Origin of the sequence: Glycomyces tenuis DSM 44171, from assembly GCF_000427885.1 — a bacterium.
Classification (GTDB): domain Bacteria; phylum Actinomycetota; class Actinomycetes; order Mycobacteriales; family Micromonosporaceae; genus Glycomyces; species Glycomyces tenuis.
Genome location: NZ_ATYW01000003.1, coordinates 386,239 through 402,516, shown reverse-complemented (window position 1 = coordinate 402,516; position 16,278 = coordinate 386,239). Strand labels below are relative to the sequence as shown.

Genomic DNA, 16,278 nt, shown 5'->3' with positions numbered 1-16,278 from the left:
GGGGATATTCGTGGCTGCCGATTACACCGAGGTGTTCCAGGACCCGTCCGCGGTCGAGAAGTACGCCGAGCGGACGTACGCGCCCGGCACGTTCTCGTCGATCGTCAGCGCCCGCCAGGCGGGCTGGCTGCGCGGTTTCGTGCCGAGCGCGTTCGGGATGCCGCCGGTGCACCACGACTTCGCCTGCGGCACCGGGCGGGTGGCCCGGATGCTGTCGGGCCTGGTGGAGGTCTCGCACGGCTACGACACGTCGGAGGCGATGCTGGCCAAGGGCCGCGAGCTGGGCACGCCGGGGCATTCGCACCTGGTGGGGCCCGGCGGGGCGTGCCCGGAGGTCGTGCCGGGGCGGCCGGCGATGGTGACGGCGTTCCGTTTCGTGCTCAACGTGGACGCCGGGCTGCGGGACCAGTTGATGGAGTTCGCCTCGGCGGCCCTGCCCGACGCGGACGCCGGGCTGCTGCTGGTGGAGAACCACGGCAACACCGCCTCGCTGCGCCACCTGCGCAAGGCGTTCGGCCGCGTGGACTCCTCGACGTGGTTCCAGGAGCTCTCGCACGAGGAGATGCGGGCGCTGCTGGACCGGCACGGCTACGAGCTGGTCGGCGTGCAGGGCTTCACGCTGTTCACGCAGGGCTGCTACCGGAGGCCGTGGGCGTGGGCGTCGAAGGCCGCGGACGCGGTGCTGGCCTCGCCGCTGTCGAAGCGGTGCACCGACGTCGTCTACGTCGCCCGCCGCCGCTGAGGGTCAGGTCGGGCCGAGGATCCGGCGCAGAACGAGTTCGATCTGCATATGTCCTTGCGCCCATGGCCGATCGAATCGCCGAAGCCGCGTGGCCTCGTGCCGCGGTCTCACAGCACGTCGCTCCAGTCTTCCGGCTCCAGTTCGTCCGAGAGCGAGGGGGCGAAGCGTTCGCTCTGACGCCGCAGCCCGGCCCCCGCAGAGCGGGTTCCCATAGCGGATCTGGACTTGTCCCGGAACTCTGCCTCCTCGGCCGCATCGAGTGCGTGCGCGACGGCACCGGCGATGGTCAGACGGCGATCTTCCGCCAACTTGGCGATCCGGTCACGCAGTTCCACTGGAAGCTTGATCACAGCCGAACCGCTCATGTCGAAAGTATGCCATCTGAGTGCGCTCAGAGCGTCAAGAGCGGCGTGAGCGAGCGGCCTCGGACAGGAGCCGCAGTGCCTCGGGGACGTCCTTGAGGAGGTAGCGTCCGGCGAGTCGGCGGGGTTCGGAGGCCAGGCGGAACAGCCACTCGGCGCCGCTGCGCCGCATCCACTCCGGGGCGCGGCGCCGGTACCCGGCGATGAAGTCGATGCTCGCGCCGCAGCCGAGGAACCACGCGCGCGGCGCCGCCGCCCGCAGCCGCACGATCACGTGCTCCTGCTTCGGGAAGCCCAGCCCCACGTACACCAGGTCGGGCGCGGCCGCCTCGAAGCGGTCGACCAGGGCCCGCCAGTGCGACTCGTCGCGTTCGAAGCCCATCGGCGGGCACCACGCCCCGACGACCTTCAGGCCCGGGTAGCGCCGCTCCAGGACCGCCGCGGCCCGCTCGGTGGGCCGGGCCGCGCCGTCCGGGGTGCCGCCGAGCAGGGCGACCTTCAACCCGTGCCGCGAGGCCGCCTCCGACAGGCTCCACACCAGGTCCGAGCCGGCCACCCGCTGCGGCAGCGGCGTCCCGGCCAGCTTCGAGGCCCACACCAGGGGCGCGCCGTCGGCGACCGAGAGGTCCGAGGCCTCGATGACGGCGCGCAGTTCGCGGCTGCGCCTGGCGGCGGCCACGATGTCGACATTGGGCGTGACGATCTGCCCGCCGCGGCCCGCCTCGATCGCGTCGAGGACCCGCGCGACGGCCTGGCGCTCGTCGACTCGGTCGATGCCGATGCCGCCGAGCCGAATCCGTGGCGAGGACGTGTCGCCTCGCTCGCCGAGCCCCGTGGGGGCGAACCGCTCCATGCCATCAGACCGTAAGGCCAGGGGCGGCATTTTCCGGGATTTTTCACCGCAGGGCGTGTCCTCGACCCCACCCAGAGTCGTTATACCGACACAGGACCGTCCTAATCGAGAGGAGAGCCATCCGTGAGCGTCAAGATCGCCGACACGGCCGAGCAGTCCGATAACCCCGTCAGGGTGGTGTTCATCGGAGGCCTGGGCCGCAGCGGCACGACGCTCCTGGAGCGGCTGCTGGGCCAGCTGCCGGGCGTGATGCCCCTGGGCGAGATCACCCATCTGTGGGAGCGGGACCTGCTCGGCAACGAGATGTGCGCCTGCGGCGCGACGTTCTCCTACTGCGAGTTCTGGCAGCGGATCGGCGAGTCCGCGTTCGGTTCCTGGGACGAGGTCGACGTGGCGCGGCTGAGCGCCCTCAAGTCCACCGTGGACCGCACCCGGCACATCCCCGCGCTCGCCGCGAAGAAGCTCGCCTCGGCCCAGCACCGGCTGGTCCGCGAGTACGTCTCCTATTTCGAGCGGGTCTACCAGGCCGCGGCGGCCGACACGAACGCCCGCGTCATCGTGGACTCCTCCAAGCACGCCTCGCTGGCCTACTGCCTGCGCTGGTCGCCGAACATCGACCTGCGGGTGCTGCACGTCGTGCGCGACTCGCGCGGCGTGGCCTACTCATGGACGAAGCAGGTGCGGCGCCCCGAGTCGCCCACCGGCGACCAGATGACCCGCTACTCCCCCGCCAAGGCCGCGATGCTGTGGAACGCGCAGAACGCCGCGTTCAGCCTGCTGGCCCGGCGCGGGGTGCCGGTGCGGCGGGTGCGCTACGAGCGGGTCATCCAGCGCCCGCGCAAGGTGATCGCGTCACTGGCCCGCTTCTGCGGGATCGACCTGGTCGAATCCGATCTGAACTTCATCGGCGACGGCTGGGCCGATCTGGGCCCGAGCCATTCGGCGGCCGGGAACCCGATGCGGTTCACGGTGGGGCGCATACCGATCATGCCCGACGAGGCGTGGGCCGAGGACATGGCGCACGGCACCCGCCGGATGGTGTCGACGCTGACGCGCCCGCTGCTGGGCCGCTACGGCTACCTCGACGAGCTCGAACCCGCTGCGGAGGAGCCGCCCGCGGAGGTGGCCGCGAGTGAGTGACCTGCCTTCGGTCGGGGTGGTCATCCCGACCCACGACCGGCCGAAGCAGGTGCGCGCGGCCCTGCGTTCGGTGCTGACCCAGTTCTATCCGGGGCGGGTCGAGGTGGTCGTGGTCTTCGACCGGGCGAAGCCCGACGAGTCGCTCGCGTCCGATGACGGCGAGCGGCCGGTGCGGGTGGTGAAGAACCGGCGCACGCCCGGCCTGGCCGGGGCCCGCAACACCGGGATCGCCGCCTTGGGGACCGAGCTCGTGGCCTTCCTCGACGACGACGACGAGTGGCTCCCCGGCAAGCTGACCGCGCAGGTGGCCGCGCTGGGCACCGAGGCGGAGATGTGCACGACCGCGATCGAGGTCGACTACCGGGGGCGGCGCAACGCGCGCCTGGCCGAGCGGACGGCGGTGCGCCACGCGGACCTGCTCCGCTCGCGGATGATGATGCTGCACTCCTCCACGTTCGTCTTCCGCCGCTCCGCGCTCATGGGCGGTCTCGGGCTGGTCGCCGAGGACGCGCCGGGCAGCCAGAACGAGGACTGGGACATGCTGCTGCGGGCGGCCAGGCGCCGCCCGATCGCGCACGTCGACACGCCGTTGGCGCTGGTCAACTGGGCCGGCTCGCACTTCGAGACCCGCTGGGACACCAAGATCTCCTCGCTGCGGTGGATCCTGGACCGGCACCCGGAGATCCACGGCAGCCCCGCGGGCGCGGCCCGCGTCTACGGCCAGCTCGCCTGCTGGCACGCCGCGATCGGCGACCGCCGGGAGGCGCTGCGCTGGGCGCTCAAGGCGACGAGGTCGAACCCGGGCGAGCCGAGGGCGGCCGTCGCGGCGGCGGCCGCGGCCGGGATCGTCGGCGTCCCGACGGTGATGGCGGCACTCCACCGCCGCGGGCGCGGCCTGTGACCGTTCGGCCCCTTGCCGTTCGGGCGCCGTGCACTGCCGGTTCCAGCTTTGGACGCCCTTTATTCACGGCTTATCGGTTCCTTAACGGCCGCCGACTTACGTTCTTCCTCAAGCACATCCACGTACCCCGAGGAGGAACGCCGTGAGTCTCGCGCTCGCACTCGCCTTGCCCGTCAACCTGTTCGCGATCACCGTGCTGGCGTGCGCGATCTACTACCGCCGCCACCACCGCACGGACCTGGCGCTGGCCTATGTCGCCCTGAACGTCGGCGTCTTCGCCGTCTCGGCGCTCATGCTCTCCCAGCAGGTCAGCCTCGGGCTGGCGTTCGGCCTGTTCGGCGTCCTGTCGATCCTGCGGCTGCGCTCCGACCAGATCTCCCAGCGCGACGTCGGCTACTACTTCACGGCCCTGGCGCTGGGCCTCATCAACGGGATCGGGGCCTCGCGGCCGACGGCCATGATCTCGCTGAGCGTCCTGCTCATCGCCACCATGTACGTCGCCGACCATCCGCGCCTGGCGAACCGGTCCAGGCACCGGATCGTCATCCTCGACACCGTCCACCGCGGCGAGGCGGCGCTCGCGGCCGACCTGGAGCGGCGCCTGGACGCCGAGGTCCGGAAGTTCGAGGTCGTCGACACCGACTACGTGCGCGAGACCATGACCGTCGACGTGCGCTACCGGCCGCTGCCCGCGCCCGTCGCCTCGCCCGCCGACCGCACCGTGCCGGTCGGGAGGATCTGATGGACACCGGGCTCGAAGCCTTCGCGCCGATCGGCCTCGCGGCCGTCGTGGACGCCGCGGCGCTCCAGACCCGCGTCGACTCCAAGTACCTCCTCGCGCCCGCCGTCTGCCGGCGCTTCCGCGAGCGCCTGGCCGAGGCCGGGGGCTGGTCGTGCCTGGAGATCGACCGGCGGCGCCGCTTCGCCTACGAGTCGGTCTACTTCGACACCCCGGACCTGTTGACGTACCGGCAGCACCGTCAGGGCCGCAGGCGCCGGTTCAAGGTCCGCTCGCGGACCTACGCCGACTCCGGCGAATGCGCCTTCGAAGTCAAGCTCAAGGGCTCGCGCCAGAACACCGTCAAGCAGCGGATCCCCTACCCGGCGGCCGACGCCGGGCGCCTCACCGGGGAGGCCGCCGGCTTCCTGGCCGAGACGCTCCGGTCCGCCTACGGGACGGGCGTGCCCGCGGGCATGGCCCCGCGGCTGCGCACCGACTACCGGCGGCACACGCTGGTGAACCTCGGCCTGGCGACCCGCGTCACCGTCGACGAGGACCTGAGCTGCACCGCCGCGACCGGAACGGCCGCGGCGCGGCGGCTGTGCCTCGTGGAGGTCAAGGCGGCGCGCGGCGGCGGCCCGGTCGACCGGCTGCTGTGGGAGCTGGGGGCGCGGCCCGTGTCGGTCAGCAAGTACTGCATGGCGGCGGCGGTGCTCTTCCCGTGGCTGCGCGCGAACCCGTGGACCCGCGAGATCAGGGAGTGGTTCGGTCCGGTGAGCCCAGGGGGTGCCCTGTGAATCAGGGCGAGGTGGTATCCGAGTCCGTTTGTTCGCTCGCAGTGCCAAGGTATGGCTCGCAAGCGTCGCCACGAGGGCGGAGGGGCGCCCAGATCCCGGTGTTGGATCTGGTCGCCCCGACAACGCAGCCTTCCCTTCAGAGCGAGCGCAGCGAGCACGATGTCGGGTGGCGGTGGGCGACGGGCGGGCCGAACGGGCCGGATAACGCCCGGTCTGATTCACAGGGCACCCCCTAGCTCAAGGCGGATGAGGGCTCCGACGCCTCCCGGGCCTTGGCCGAAGAAGATCTGGCCGCCCGAGGCCGCGGCCGCGCGGCGGGCGATGTCGAGACCCAGACCGGTCGAACCGCCCTCGCTGCGGCCGCGCTCGAACACCGCCGGATCCGACAGCCCGGGGCCCTCGTCGACCACGTCGACGACGGCCCCGCCGCCGTGCCGCGGGCTCAGCCGCACCTCGAACGCGGTCCCGTCCGGAGTGTGGGCGAAGACGTTCGCGAGCAGCGAGTCCATCGCCGCCGCCAGCTCCTCGCCCGAGAGCCGGACCTGCAGCGGCCCGGGCGCCAGGTGGACGCGGCATTCGCGGGCGGTGTCCTCGGCCAGTGCCGACCAGAACTCGACCCGCTCGGCCACCACGGCCGCGGCGTCGCACACGGCCCCCGAGGGGCCGGGGTTGCGGGCGTCGCGGATCGCGGCGTTGACGGCGCGCTCCACCTCGCCGACGGCCTCGTCGACGGTCTCGCGCTCGGCCGGGTTCGCTAGTGCCTCGGCCTCGAGCCGCAGCACCGTCAGCGGGGTGCGCAGCCGGTGCGAGAGGTCGGCGACGCGTTCGCGTTCGGCTTCGAGGAGGTCCCTGATGCGGTCGGCGAGCGTGTTGAGCGCGGTGCCGACGTTCCGCACCTCGGGCGGGCCGTCGACGGCGGCCCTGGCCTCCAGATCGCCGCCCGCGAGGCGGTTCGAGACGGCGGCCATGTCGGCCAGCGGCACCAGCAGCACGCGCGCCAGGCGCGAGGCCAGGAGCAGCCCGACGCCCAGCAGGACCACGGCGATCGCGCCGAGCAGCAGGAGCGAGCGGCCGAGCCCGGCCGTGAGCTGGCCGTCGGCCACATAGACCCGGATGACGGCGGTGCCCTCCGGGCGGCCCTGGACGCTGAAGAGGATCTCCCTGCCTCCCGGGGCCTCGGCGGTCAGCGAGCCGCCCATGGCGGCCAGTTCGACGGCGTCCGAGCGCGGCGCCTCGTCGCCGATGAGCGTGCCGTCCGGCCAGAACACCGTGACCGGGTATTCCCTGGAGGCGTTCATGTTCGCGACATACGACTCCACGGCCGCCTTCTCGGAGGACGCGATCAACGGAATGAGGTCTTGGGCCTCCTGCTCGGCGATGTCGATGGTCCGCTCGGCGGTGGTGTTGCGCAGCAGAATCGCCATCGGAACGGAGAACGCGAGCAGGAGGAGAGCGGCGGTGGCCGCCACGAGCAGCGTCAGTCGGGCCCTCACTGCCGGTCCCCTTCGGCCGGGTCGACGAGTTTGACGCCGACGCCGCGCACGGTGTGCAGGAACCGGGGACGCTGGGCGGTCTCGCCGAGTTTGCGGCGCAGCCACGCGAGGTGAACGTCGACGGTCTTGTCCGCGCCGCCGAACGGCAGGTCCCACACGTCGGTGAGCAGTCGCCGTTTCGCGACGACCTCCCCGGCGCGCGAGGCCAGGTAGTGCAGCAGGTCGAACTCCTTCGGGCTCAGCTCGAGCGGCCTGCCGTCGAGGTGGGCCGAGCGACCCCTCGGATCGATCCGCAGGCCCCCGACCACGACGGTCTCCTCGACCTGCGCGACGGCTCCGGCGCGGCGCAGGACCGCCTGGATGCGGGCGTCGAGCTGCCTGGCGGTGAACGGCTTGACCACGTAGTCGTCGGCGCCGGCGCCGAGGATGCGGATGATCTCGTTCTCGTCGTCGCGGGCGGTGGCGACGATCACCGGGACGTCGGAGACGCCGCGCAGCATCCGCAGCATCTCGCCGCCGTCGAGGTCGGGCAGGCCGAGGTCGAGCACCACCAGGTCGGGCCGGTGGTCGACCGCGGCGCGCAGCCCGGTCATCGCGTCGGGCGCGGAGGCGACCTGGTGGTCGAGGTCGCGCAGGGACCGCAGCAGGGTGGTGCGGACGCGCTCGTCGTCTTCGATCAGGAGCAGCTGAGCCATGCAGGGACTCTATGTCGCCGTCGGATCACCGGTCCACCTCGGGGAGGTGATCTGGCGCGGACTTAGAACGCCCTTATCCTTCTCTTAACGTCGTGGGAGGCAAGCTGGGAACATGCGACGACAGTGGGTAGTGACCGGTTGGGCGGCCGCGGCGGTGATCGCCGTCGCCGCGGGCGTCGGCGCGGTGGCGCTGGCTCAGGGCGGGACCCTGGGGCCGCCGACCGAGCCGGTGTCCGAGGAGAGTGTGCAGGCGGCGCTGGAGGACGCGACGGCCTCCTCCTCCGCGGGAGGGACGCCGTCCCCCGAGGCCTCGCCGAGCGAGTCGCCCGGCGAGGAGGCCTCCCCGTCCCCCGAACCGACCGGCCAGCTCGACGAGATCCCCAGCGGCGGCGCCGAGACGGGCGAAGAGGTCTTCGCCGTCGACGGCGGCACCTTCCTGGCGCGGTGCTCGGGAGCACAGGTCGAGCTGATGTGGTGGGTGGCCGCGCAGGGCTGGCAGGTCTCCTCGGTCGACCCGGGCCCCGGCGAGGACGCCGAGATCGAGTTCGAGGGCGCCAGCGAATTCGAGTACACCATCGCCTGCGTCGACGGCGCGCCGCAGTCCTCGATCCACACCAGCGGCGGCGATGACGACGATGACGACGACGACAGCGGGGACGACTAGTCACTCAAATGCTGAGGAAGCGCGACATCGCCGTCGCGGCCGCGAGCAGAAGCAGGACGATCGGCATGAAGGCGGGTCCGCGGAGCTTGGGGTCGCTGTAGTCCCCGGCGCGCGCGTGGAAACCGATCGCACCGATCATCAAGAGCGCGAGGCCGACGGCCGCCGCGATGCCCAGCCACGGGACGGCGAGGCCGACAAGGGCGCCGACCGCTCCGGCGACCTCGAGCGCGCCGATCGCTCGCACCAGGGGCGGGCTCACCTCGAGCCGTCCGAGTCCTTCTACGACGTCGGGCTTCCCGATCGCTTTCATAAGGCCGCTTCCGAGGAAGGCCAGCCCTAGAAGCGCACTGCAAACGACGGTGGCAATGAACATGATGTTGCTCCTCAGCGAACGGAGAGGCTCGCGACGGTCTATCGGTCGGTGGTTTCCGGTTCCAGTGACGGCACCGAGGTGAGCAGTCGACGCCGTTGGTCGGCGGTCAGGTCGTTGAGGCACGAGACGCGCGACAGCTCCTCGTGGAACCGGGCGAGACGCCGCCGCCCTTCAGGGGTCAGCTCCACCCGCTTGACTCGACGGTCGGTGGGGTGAGGGGAACGAGCTACCAGCCCTTTGTCCTCCAACCGGTCGACCAGGCCCGTGATGTTGGACGGGTCGCAGTGCCGCTGGGCGGCGAGGTCGCCCATCGGCAGCGGTTCGGAGAGCAGACCGATCACGATCGCCTGCGACGCGGTCAGATCGGCGGCCGCGGCCGCCGTCTCGTAGTCGTCGCGCAGCCGCTCCGCGAAGACGTACATGGTGGCGAAGAACTCGTTGCTCGCTTCGGTCACCCTGGCCCTCCCGAGATGGTTGATGTCATCATCCGTAGACAAGGTCGATAATTGATGACATCAAGTATCTCAGGTCATGCCGCCCCGCGTCAAGACCTTGCGGCGCTCACCGCCTGGTTCACGAGATCGCGGCGGCACCGCACCGGTCGCGCCGGGAAAGCGTCGACTCACACGACGACCGCGGCCCCGCTCCTCATCCGAGGAACGGGGCCGCGGTCGTCGCTCCGCCGGAAGGGTCAGCCCTTCTTGCGGAGCTCCTCTTCGTTCTTGTGGAGGTCGTCGAGACCACCGCACATGAAGAACGCCTGCTCGGGGAAGTGGTCGTACTCGCCCTCGGCGATCTTCTTGAACGCCTCCACGGTCTCCTTCACCGGGACGTAGGAGCCCTCGACACCGGTGAACTGCTTGGCCGCGTAGGTGTTCTGCGACAGGAACCGCTCGATGCGGCGGGCCCGGCCGACGATCAGCTTGTCCTCCTCGGACAGCTCGTCCATACCGAGGATCGCGATGATGTCCTGCAGGTCGTTGTACTTCTGCAGGATCTGCTTCACCTGGCTGGCGACGGCGTAGTGCTCGCTGCCGACCACCTCGGGCTCCAGGATGCGGGAGTTCGAGGCGAGCGGGTCGACCGCCGGGTAGATGCCCTTGTCGGAGATCTTCCGCTCCAGGTTCGTCGTCGCGTCCAGGTGGGTGAACGCGGTGAACGGCGCCGGGTCGGTGTAGTCGTCCGCGGGGACGTACACGGCCTGCATCGAGGTGATGGCCTTGCCTCGCAGCGAGGTGATGCGCTCCTGGAGCTCACCCATCTCGTCGGCGAGGGTCGGCTGGTAGCCCACGGCCGAGGGCATGCGGCCCAGCAGGGCCGAGACCTCGGAGCCGGCCTGGGTGAACCGGAAGATGTTGTCGATGAAGAGCAGCACCTCCTGGTTCTTGACGTCCCGGAAGTACTCGGCCATCGTCAGGGCCGACAGGGCGACGCGGAGGCGCACGCCCGGCGGCTCGTCCATCTGGCCGTAGACCAGCGAGGTCTTGTCGAGCACGCCCGACTCGTCCATCTCGATGATGAGGTCGTTGCCCTCACGGGTGCGCTCGCCGACGCCGGCGAACACGGAGGAGCCGCCGAAGTTCTGGGCGACGCGGATGATCATCTCCTGGATGAGCACCGTCTTGCCCACGCCGGCGCCGCCGAACAGGCCGATCTTGCCGCCCTTGACGTACGGCGCGAGCAGGTCGATGACCTTGATGCCGGTCTCCAGCATCTCGGTCTTCGGCTCCAGCTGCGCGAACTCGGGGGCGTGCCGGTGGATGTTCCAGTGGTCCTCGGCCTCGAGCTCCTCGCCCTCGGCGAGGTTGAGGCACTCGCCGATGGCGTTGAAGACCTTGCCCTTGATGCCGTCGCCGACCGGGACCTGGATCTGGGCGCCGGTGTCGGTCACCTCGGCGCCGCGGACCAGGCCGTCGGTCGGGGCCATGCAGATCGCGCGGACCTGGTTGTCGCCCAGGTGCTGCGCGACCTCCATGGTGAGCCGCGTCGACTCCTCGCCCTGCCCGATCCGGACGTGCAGCGCGTTGAAGATCGCCGGAATGGCGTTGCGCGGGAATTCGACGTCGACGACCGGCCCGATGACCCGTACGACGCGTCCCACTCCATCAGTGTCAGTCATCGTTACTCTTTTCCTGCGGCGGAAAGGGCACTGGCCCCGCCCACGATTTCGCTGATTTCCTGCGTGATCGCCGCCTGCCGCGCCGCGTTCGCGCTCCGCCGCAGGGTCTTGATCAATTCTTCGGCGTTGTCCGTGGCCGCCTTCATGGCCCGGCGCTTGGCCGCCAACTCGCTCGCCGCGGAGTCGATCAACGCCGCGTAGATGCGGGTTGTCAGGTACTTCGGCAGCAGCGCGCCGAGCAGCGCCTCCGGGTTCGGCTCGAACTCGTAGTCCGGCAGCAGCACGTGCTCGTCGAGCTCGTGCTCCTCGACCTCTTCGACCTCCAGGGGCGCGAGCTGGCGCGGCTCGGGAGACTGCGTGAGCAGCGAGACGAACTTGGTGTTGACGATGTGCAGTTCGTCCACTCCGAGGATACCGTCTTCGCCCGGATCGTCACCGTCGTCGTCGGCGCCGGACATGAACGCCGTGAGCAGCGTCCTGGTGATCTCCCGCGCGTCCGCGACCGTCGGCTTCTGCGAGAACCCGGTCCAGGACGCCTCGATCGGGCGGCCGCGGAACTGGTAGTACTCCACGCCCCTGCGGCCCGTGACGTACAGCACGGGCCGCTTGCCCTCTTCGGCCAGGCGCGTGATCAGCTGCTCGGCGGTCTTGACCACGTTGGCGTTGTACGCCCCGCACATGCCCTTGTCGGCGGTGACCACCAGCACCCCGGCCCGCCGCACGGTCTCGCGCGGCTGGAGCAGCGGGTGGTTGATCGAGGCGTTCGACGCCAGCGAGGTCATCACCGAGGTCATGGCCCGGGCGTACGGCAGCGACGCCGCGACCCGCTCCTGCGCCTTGGCGATGCGGCTGGTCGCGACCAGCTCCTGCGCCTTGGTGATCTTCTTGATGGACTGGGTCGACTTCAGCCGCTTCCGCAACGTACGAAGCTGCGCTGACATGGCTAACCCCTCTTGACGCGCTTGACGGTCTCGACGTCGACGTCGCCTTCGAGCGCCGTCTCGGGCTCGTCGGTGACGTTGAGATCGTCGGCCTGGGCGTTGAACATGCGCTTGAACTTGGCGATGGCGGCCTTGAGGCTGTCCGCGAGCTCGCCCTTGACCTTCTCCTTGCCCTCGTTCAGCGTCGCGATGAGATCGGCGTGGTTGGCCCGCATGTAGGTGAGGAACTCGCTCTCGAAGCGGCGGACCTCGCCGACCGGGATGTCGTCGAGCTCACCCGAGACGCCGGACCAGATCGAGATGGTCGCCTCGCCCATCGGGAGCGGCTCGGCCACGCCCTGCTTGAGCAGCTCGACCATCCGGAGGCCGCGGTCCAGCTGCGCCTTCGAGGCCGCGTCCAGGTCGGAGGCGAAGGCCGCGAAGGCCTCCAGCTCGCGGTACTGGGCGAGGTCGAGTCGCAGGGAGCCGGCCACGGAGCTCATGCCCTTGGTCTGGGCGGCGCCGCCGACGCGGGAGACGGACGTGCCGACGTTGATCGCCGGACGCACACCCGAGTTGAACAGGCCCTCTTCGAGGAAGACCTGGCCGTCGGTGATCGAGATGACGTTGGTCGGGATGAACTGCGAGATGTCGCCGGCCTTGGTCTCGATGATCGGCAGGCCGGTCATCGAACCACCGCCGAGCTCGTCGGAGAGCTTCGCGCAGCGCTCCAGCAGGCGGGAGTGCAGGTAGAACACGTCACCGGGGAAGGCCTCGCGGCCCGGCGGGCGGCGCAGCAGCAACGACACGGTGCGGTAGGCCTCGGCCTGCTTCGACAGGTCGTCGAAGACGATGAGGACGTGCTTGCCGCCGTACATCCAGTGCTGCCCGATGGCCGAACCGGTGTAGGGGGCCAGGTACTTCAGGCCGGCCGGCTCGTCGGCGTTGGCCGCGACGATGGTGGTGTACTCCATCGCGCCGTGCTCTTCGAGCATGGCCTTGATGCCGGCGACGGTCGAGCCCTTCTGGCCGACCGCGACGTAGATGCAGCGCAGCTGCTTCTTCGGGTCGCCGGACTCCCAGTTGGCGCGCTGGTTGATGATCGTGTCGACGCAGACCTGGGTCTTGCCGGTCTTGCGGTCGCCGATGATCAGCTGGCGCTGGCCGCGGCCGATCGCGGTCATCGCGTCGATGGCCTTGATGCCGGTCTCGACCGGCTCGCTCACCGGCTGGCGGCTCATGACGTTCGGCGCCTGGAGTTCGAGCTCGCGGTCGCCCTCGGACTCGATCTCGCCGAGGTCGTCGATGGGGTTGCCCAGGGCGTCGACGACGCGGCCGAGGAACTTGTCGCCCACCGGCACGGACAGGACCTTGCCGGTGCGCTTGACGCTCTGGCCTTCGGCGACCTTGACCGGGTCGCCCAGGAGGACGGCGCCGATCTCGCGGACGTCGAGGTTGAGGGCCAGGCCCATGACGCCGCTCTCGAACTCGAGGAGCTCGTTGGCCATGGCCGAGGGCAGGCCCTCGACGATCGCGATGCCGTCGCCGGCGCTGGTGACGGTACCGACCTCTTCACGTGAGATCTCCGGCCGGTACGACGAGACGTAGTCGTCGAGCGCGCTACGAATCTCGTCTGAGGAGATGGTCAATTCAGCCATCTGAACGTTTCCCTTTCTTTGGTTACCGGCTGGATTCAGCGTCCGGCCAAGGCTTGGCGGGCTTCGTCGAGGCGGCGTGAGACGCTGCCGTCCCACAGGTCCGAGCCGACTTGCACCCGGATGCCTCCGACGACCGCGGGGTCGACGGTGATCTTGACGCCGACGGGACGGCCGTAGACGAGGCTGAGTTTGGCGGCGAGCTTGCGCTCACCGGACTCGTCGAGCGGCTTCGCCACGGTCACGTACGCCACGGCCTCGTCGCGGGCCGCAGCAGCGGCCTCGACGAGGTGTTCGAGCGAGGCGTGGAAGCCGCGCCCGCCGATGCCGTGGCACGCGGCGACGGCCAGCTCGACCGTCACCTGCTCGGCCTTGCCGTCGAGCAGGCGCTCGACCAGGGCGGCCCGGCCTTTCGGGTCGGAGCCCGTCGCACCCAATACTGACGACAGTTCGGCGTCTCCGTCAACCAGGCGCCCGAAGCGGAACAGCTGGTCCTCGATGTCGGCGAGGGTGCCCTCCTTCGCTCCGGCGGCGAGCAGGGCTTCGACGGCGAGCTGCTCGCAGCCGTTGACGAGCTCGCCGGGGGTGCCCCAGCGGCCGCGCACCAGCGCGGCGGTGATGTCGGTCGCGGCCGCGCCGACCTGGTCGGCGATGAGCCGCCTGACCAGGCCCTCCCGGTCGTCCGCCTCGCGGGCGGGGTCGGACAGGGCGCGACGCAGCCGAGGCTGGTCGACGAGGAACCGCGTCACGTCCAGCAGCTGCTGGCCGCACTCGGTGAGCTGCTCGGCCGTGGCCCCGGCGGCGAACGCCTCCAGGGCCGCGCGACCGGCCTCGATGCTTTCGCGTCCAGTCGTCGACATCAGCGTGCTCCGCTCGCTTCGCTGGCGGTGTCGTCGTTCAGCTCGGCGAGGAACCGGTCGACGGTCTGCTCGGTGGCGGTCTCACCGGCCAGGCGCTGACCGATGATCTTCCCGGCCAGGTCGACCGCCAGGTTGCCGACCTCGCTGCGCAGCTCGCGGACGAGCTGCTGCCTCGAGGCCTCGACGTTGGCGTGACCGGCCGCGATGATGCGGTTGGCCTCCTCGCGGGCGGAGACGAGGATCTCCTCCTTGGCCGCGACCGCGTCGGCCCGGGCCTCGTCGCGGATGGCGGCGGCCTCTTCCTGGGCTCCGGCGAGCTTGCGGCGGTATTCCTCGAGCGTCTGATTGGCCTCTTCCTGGGCCTTCTCAGCGCGCTCGATGCCTCCTTCGATCGCGTCGACTCGTGCCTCGAAGGTCTTCTCCATGCGGGGGAAGACGAACTTCATGAGCACGAAGCACAGCAGACCGAAGGCGATCGCCCCTACGACGATCTCTTGCCAGACCGGGATGAGGATCCCGGCCCCTCCTTCGGCGGCGTGAATCATGATCGCTCCGTTAACGTTCGGCTATACGGGCAAGACGAAGGCGAGGACCAGGCCGAACAGGGCCAGAACCTCGACCAGCGCGAAGCCCATGAACAGCATCGGGCGGGTGATACCCGCGGACTCGGGCTGGCGGGCGGTGGCGGTGATCCACGCGGCGAAGACGAGGGCAACACCGATGCCCGGACCGATAGCGGCGAGGCCGTAACCGATGACGTTGAGGCTGCCTTCCATGGCGTTTTTCTCCTAGGTGTCAGCGTGGCGTGTCCGTCACGCGCACGATTTGTTCAATTCGAAATCTGAATGGTGGGGGCGAGAGCGAACTCAGTGTTCGTCCGCGAGGGATCCCTGGATGTAGAGGGTCGTCAGCAGGGTGAAGACATAGGCCTGCAAGAGGATGACGATGAGCTCGAAGAAGGTCATCGCGATCCCGAAGGCCCACGAGACGACCGAGACGCCCTGGATGAAGAGGTTGTCCGACTGGAGCAGCGTGAAGCCGCCGAGGATGAAGACCAGGAGGATCAGGTGGCCGGCGAACATGTTGGCGAACAGTCGCAGCGCGAGGGTGACCGGCCGCAGGATGAGGTTCTGCAGGAACTCGATCGGGATCAGCAGGGGGTAGATGAAGACCGGGGCGCCCGGCGGCACGCAGGTCATCTTCAGGTAGCCGAGGAAGCCGTGCTTCCTGATGCCGACGTAGTTGTAGATCACCCAGGACAGGATGCCGAGCGTGGCCGGGAAGGCGATGTGGGAGTTCGGGGAGATCTGCACGAAGGGCACGATCGCCCAGAAGTTCATCAGCACGACGAACAGGAACAGGCAGGTCAGATAGGGGGCGAAACGCACGCCCTCCTTCTTGCCGAGGACCTCGACGGAGACCGTGTCGCGCACGAATCCGTACGCCGACTCGGCGAGCCACTGCCGCTTTGTGGGGACGATCTGGGGCTTGCGGTAGGCCCACAGGAAGAACACGATGAGGATGGCGACGGTCAGCCACACCGCGAAGGTGATGGTCGTGAACACGTTGGCCAGCGCCGTATCGCTCAATCCCGGGAACCAGTCCCGGAAATTGAAGCTGTCGGTCCCGGGCGGGAAGTGCAGTTCTTCGGCCAGCACCTTGGCTGAGTCGGTCACCGAGTCACGCCTCTCAGTCAGTGTCGGTCATAACTTTGACATCTGCTTGATCAGCAGGTACATACCCGCTGCAGCACCGACAAGCATCCCTACCAGGAGCCCGACTTTGGGCAGTCCGAGCCACAGGTCGACGAGATAGCCGACACCACCCCAGAAGATGATGCCGGACAAGAGATATCCCAGAGCGCGCCAGCCCATTTCCGAACCGTCGGGCTGTGGCTTGTCATCGGGGGATTTCCTGTCGGCCATGTCGGGATGAACTCTAACAGGACGTGCGTGGCAAACGAGCGCCGGGCTGTCCCAGGTG

20 protein-coding genes are annotated in these 16,278 nt (G+C 69.7%); 6 read left to right on the top strand and 14 right to left on the bottom strand.

From position 1 onward, the window contains the following. Positions 1-10 precede the first annotated feature (10 nt). On the top strand, positions 11-742 hold the full coding sequence (locus tag YWW_RS0106885; RefSeq protein WP_026929538.1) for a class I SAM-dependent methyltransferase: 732 nt from the start codon (positions 11-13) through the stop codon (positions 740-742). Positions 743-849: 107 nt separating this feature from the next. Here YWW_RS0106885 and YWW_RS28795 read toward each other — a convergent pair whose 3' ends face one another. Both YWW_RS28795 and YWW_RS0106875 read right to left on the bottom strand, forming a co-directional pair. Continuing rightward, positions 850-1,107 carry a hypothetical protein gene (locus YWW_RS28795; protein WP_035697984.1) on the bottom strand — a complete coding sequence of 86 codons (258 nt, stop codon included), beginning with the start codon at positions 1,105-1,107 and terminating at the stop codon, positions 850-852. Between the two features lie 34 nt (positions 1,108-1,141). Next, on the bottom strand, positions 1,142-1,957 hold the full coding sequence (locus tag YWW_RS0106875) for a WecB/TagA/CpsF family glycosyltransferase (protein ID WP_051325464.1): 816 nt from the start codon (positions 1,955-1,957) through the stop codon (positions 1,142-1,144). 123 nt (positions 1,958-2,080) lie between these two features. On the opposite strand from YWW_RS0106875, the gene YWW_RS28790 reads away from it, so the two are divergent. The 4 genes from YWW_RS28790 (at position 2,081) to YWW_RS28785 (ending at position 5,516) form a co-directional block, all read left to right on the top strand. After that, complete coding sequence (locus YWW_RS28790; protein WP_245595367.1) at positions 2,081-3,097, top strand: sulfotransferase; 1,017 nt, start codon at positions 2,081-2,083, stop codon at positions 3,095-3,097. Then, on the top strand, positions 3,090-3,998 hold the full coding sequence (locus tag YWW_RS0106865) for a glycosyltransferase family 2 protein (protein ID WP_026929536.1): 909 nt from the start codon (positions 3,090-3,092) through the stop codon (positions 3,996-3,998). The genes YWW_RS28790 and YWW_RS0106865 overlap by 8 nt, the downstream gene beginning before the upstream one ends. Before the next feature lie 142 nt (positions 3,999-4,140). Beyond that, entirely contained in the window at positions 4,141-4,740 is a 600-nt protein-coding gene (locus YWW_RS0106860) for a DUF4956 domain-containing protein (RefSeq protein ID WP_026929535.1), read from the top strand. Continuing rightward, a complete protein-coding gene (locus YWW_RS28785) occupies positions 4,740-5,516 on the top strand; it encodes a VTC domain-containing protein (protein WP_051325463.1) in 777 nt (258 codons plus the stop codon). Before YWW_RS0106860 ends, YWW_RS28785 begins: the two co-directional genes overlap by 1 nt. 218 nt (positions 5,517-5,734) lie before the next feature. On the opposite strand, the gene YWW_RS0106850 is transcribed toward YWW_RS28785, so the two are convergent. Both YWW_RS0106850 and YWW_RS0106845 read right to left on the bottom strand, forming a co-directional pair. Then, a complete protein-coding gene (locus YWW_RS0106850) occupies positions 5,735-7,009 on the bottom strand; it encodes a HAMP domain-containing sensor histidine kinase (RefSeq protein ID WP_026929534.1) in 1,275 nt (424 codons plus the stop codon). Beyond that, entirely contained in the window at positions 7,006-7,704 is a 699-nt protein-coding gene (locus tag YWW_RS0106845) for a response regulator transcription factor (RefSeq protein ID WP_026929533.1), read from the bottom strand. Before YWW_RS0106845 ends, YWW_RS0106850 begins: the two co-directional genes overlap by 4 nt. Positions 7,705-7,816: 112 nt before the next feature. Between YWW_RS0106845 and YWW_RS0106840 the strand changes: the two genes are divergently transcribed. Next, positions 7,817-8,368 carry a hypothetical protein gene (locus YWW_RS0106840; RefSeq protein ID WP_155829977.1) on the top strand — a complete coding sequence of 184 codons (552 nt, stop codon included), beginning with the start codon at positions 7,817-7,819 and terminating at the stop codon, positions 8,366-8,368. 4 nt (positions 8,369-8,372) lie between these two features. Here the strand turns inward: YWW_RS0106840 and YWW_RS0106835 are convergent, their stop codons facing one another. From YWW_RS0106835 to YWW_RS35775, 10 genes are all read right to left on the bottom strand, one after another. Next, on the bottom strand, positions 8,373-8,741 hold the full coding sequence (locus tag YWW_RS0106835) for a DoxX family protein (RefSeq protein WP_026929531.1): 369 nt from the start codon (positions 8,739-8,741) through the stop codon (positions 8,373-8,375). 38 nt (positions 8,742-8,779) lie between these two features. Further along, entirely contained in the window at positions 8,780-9,196 is a 417-nt protein-coding gene (locus YWW_RS33820) for a MarR family winged helix-turn-helix transcriptional regulator (protein WP_051325462.1), read from the bottom strand. A gap of 236 nt (positions 9,197-9,432) precedes the next feature. Continuing rightward, a complete protein-coding gene (gene atpD / locus YWW_RS0106825) occupies positions 9,433-10,860 on the bottom strand; it encodes a F0F1 ATP synthase subunit beta (RefSeq protein ID WP_026929530.1) in 1,428 nt (475 codons plus the stop codon). A 2-nt stretch (positions 10,861-10,862) separates the two neighbouring features. Further along, a complete protein-coding gene (locus YWW_RS0106820; protein WP_026929529.1) occupies positions 10,863-11,801 on the bottom strand; it encodes a F0F1 ATP synthase subunit gamma in 939 nt (312 codons plus the stop codon). A gap of 2 nt (positions 11,802-11,803) precedes the next feature. Continuing rightward, positions 11,804-13,438, bottom strand: coding sequence for a F0F1 ATP synthase subunit alpha (gene atpA / locus YWW_RS0106815; RefSeq protein WP_026929528.1), 1,635 nt, complete (start codon positions 13,436-13,438; stop codon positions 11,804-11,806). 35 nt (positions 13,439-13,473) lie between these two features. Continuing rightward, positions 13,474-14,295, bottom strand: a complete 822-nt coding sequence (locus YWW_RS0106810) for a F0F1 ATP synthase subunit delta (RefSeq protein WP_051325461.1) — start codon at positions 14,293-14,295, stop codon at positions 13,474-13,476. Then, the gene (locus tag YWW_RS0106805; RefSeq protein WP_425402683.1) at positions 14,295-14,843 is read right to left on the bottom strand and encodes a F0F1 ATP synthase subunit B; all 549 of its coding nucleotides are present in this window, start codon (positions 14,841-14,843) and stop codon (positions 14,295-14,297) included. Before YWW_RS0106805 ends, YWW_RS0106810 begins: the two co-directional genes overlap by 1 nt. 18 nt (positions 14,844-14,861) lie before the next feature. Next, a complete protein-coding gene (locus tag YWW_RS0106800; protein WP_026929525.1) occupies positions 14,862-15,071 on the bottom strand; it encodes an ATP synthase subunit c family protein in 210 nt (69 codons plus the stop codon). A gap of 90 nt (positions 15,072-15,161) precedes the next feature. Then, positions 15,162-15,971 (bottom strand): F0F1 ATP synthase subunit A, encoded by an 810-nt coding sequence (atpB, locus tag YWW_RS0106795; protein ID WP_026929524.1) that lies wholly within the window; start codon positions 15,969-15,971, stop codon positions 15,162-15,164. Between the two features lie 27 nt (positions 15,972-15,998). Beyond that, a complete protein-coding gene (locus tag YWW_RS35775) occupies positions 15,999-16,220 on the bottom strand; it encodes an AtpZ/AtpI family protein (RefSeq protein ID WP_026929523.1) in 222 nt (73 codons plus the stop codon). Positions 16,221-16,278 lie beyond the last annotated feature (58 nt).

Excerpts from the sequence above, each read along its gene's own strand:
- YWW_RS0106835 (WP_026929531.1), bottom strand. The coding sequence starts at position 8,741 with ATGTTCATTGCCACCGTCGTTTGCAGTGCGCTTCTAGGGCTGGCCTTC.
- YWW_RS0106810 (WP_051325461.1), bottom strand. The coding sequence starts at position 14,295 with ATGTCGACGACTGGACGCGAAAGCATCGAGGCCGGTCGCGCGGCCCTG.
- atpD (WP_026929530.1), bottom strand. The coding sequence starts at position 10,860 with ATGACTGACACTGATGGAGTGGGACGCGTCGTACGGGTCATCGGGCCG.
- YWW_RS0106820 (WP_026929529.1), bottom strand. The coding sequence starts at position 11,801 with ATGTCAGCGCAGCTTCGTACGTTGCGGAAGCGGCTGAAGTCGACCCAG.
- YWW_RS0106840 (WP_155829977.1), top strand. The coding sequence starts at position 7,817 with ATGCGACGACAGTGGGTAGTGACCGGTTGGGCGGCCGCGGCGGTGATC.
- YWW_RS35775 (WP_026929523.1), bottom strand. The coding sequence starts at position 16,220 with ATGGCCGACAGGAAATCCCCCGATGACAAGCCACAGCCCGACGGTTCG.
- YWW_RS0106875 (WP_051325464.1), bottom strand. The coding sequence starts at position 1,957 with ATGGAGCGGTTCGCCCCCACGGGGCTCGGCGAGCGAGGCGACACGTCC.
- YWW_RS0106800 (WP_026929525.1), bottom strand. The coding sequence starts at position 15,071 with ATGGAAGGCAGCCTCAACGTCATCGGTTACGGCCTCGCCGCTATCGGT.
- YWW_RS28795 (WP_035697984.1), bottom strand. The coding sequence starts at position 1,107 with ATGAGCGGTTCGGCTGTGATCAAGCTTCCAGTGGAACTGCGTGACCGG.
- YWW_RS28785 (WP_051325463.1), top strand. The coding sequence starts at position 4,740 with ATGGACACCGGGCTCGAAGCCTTCGCGCCGATCGGCCTCGCGGCCGTC.
- YWW_RS0106845 (WP_026929533.1), bottom strand. The coding sequence starts at position 7,704 with ATGGCTCAGCTGCTCCTGATCGAAGACGACGAGCGCGTCCGCACCACC.
- atpA (WP_026929528.1), bottom strand. The coding sequence starts at position 13,438 with ATGGCTGAATTGACCATCTCCTCAGACGAGATTCGTAGCGCGCTCGAC.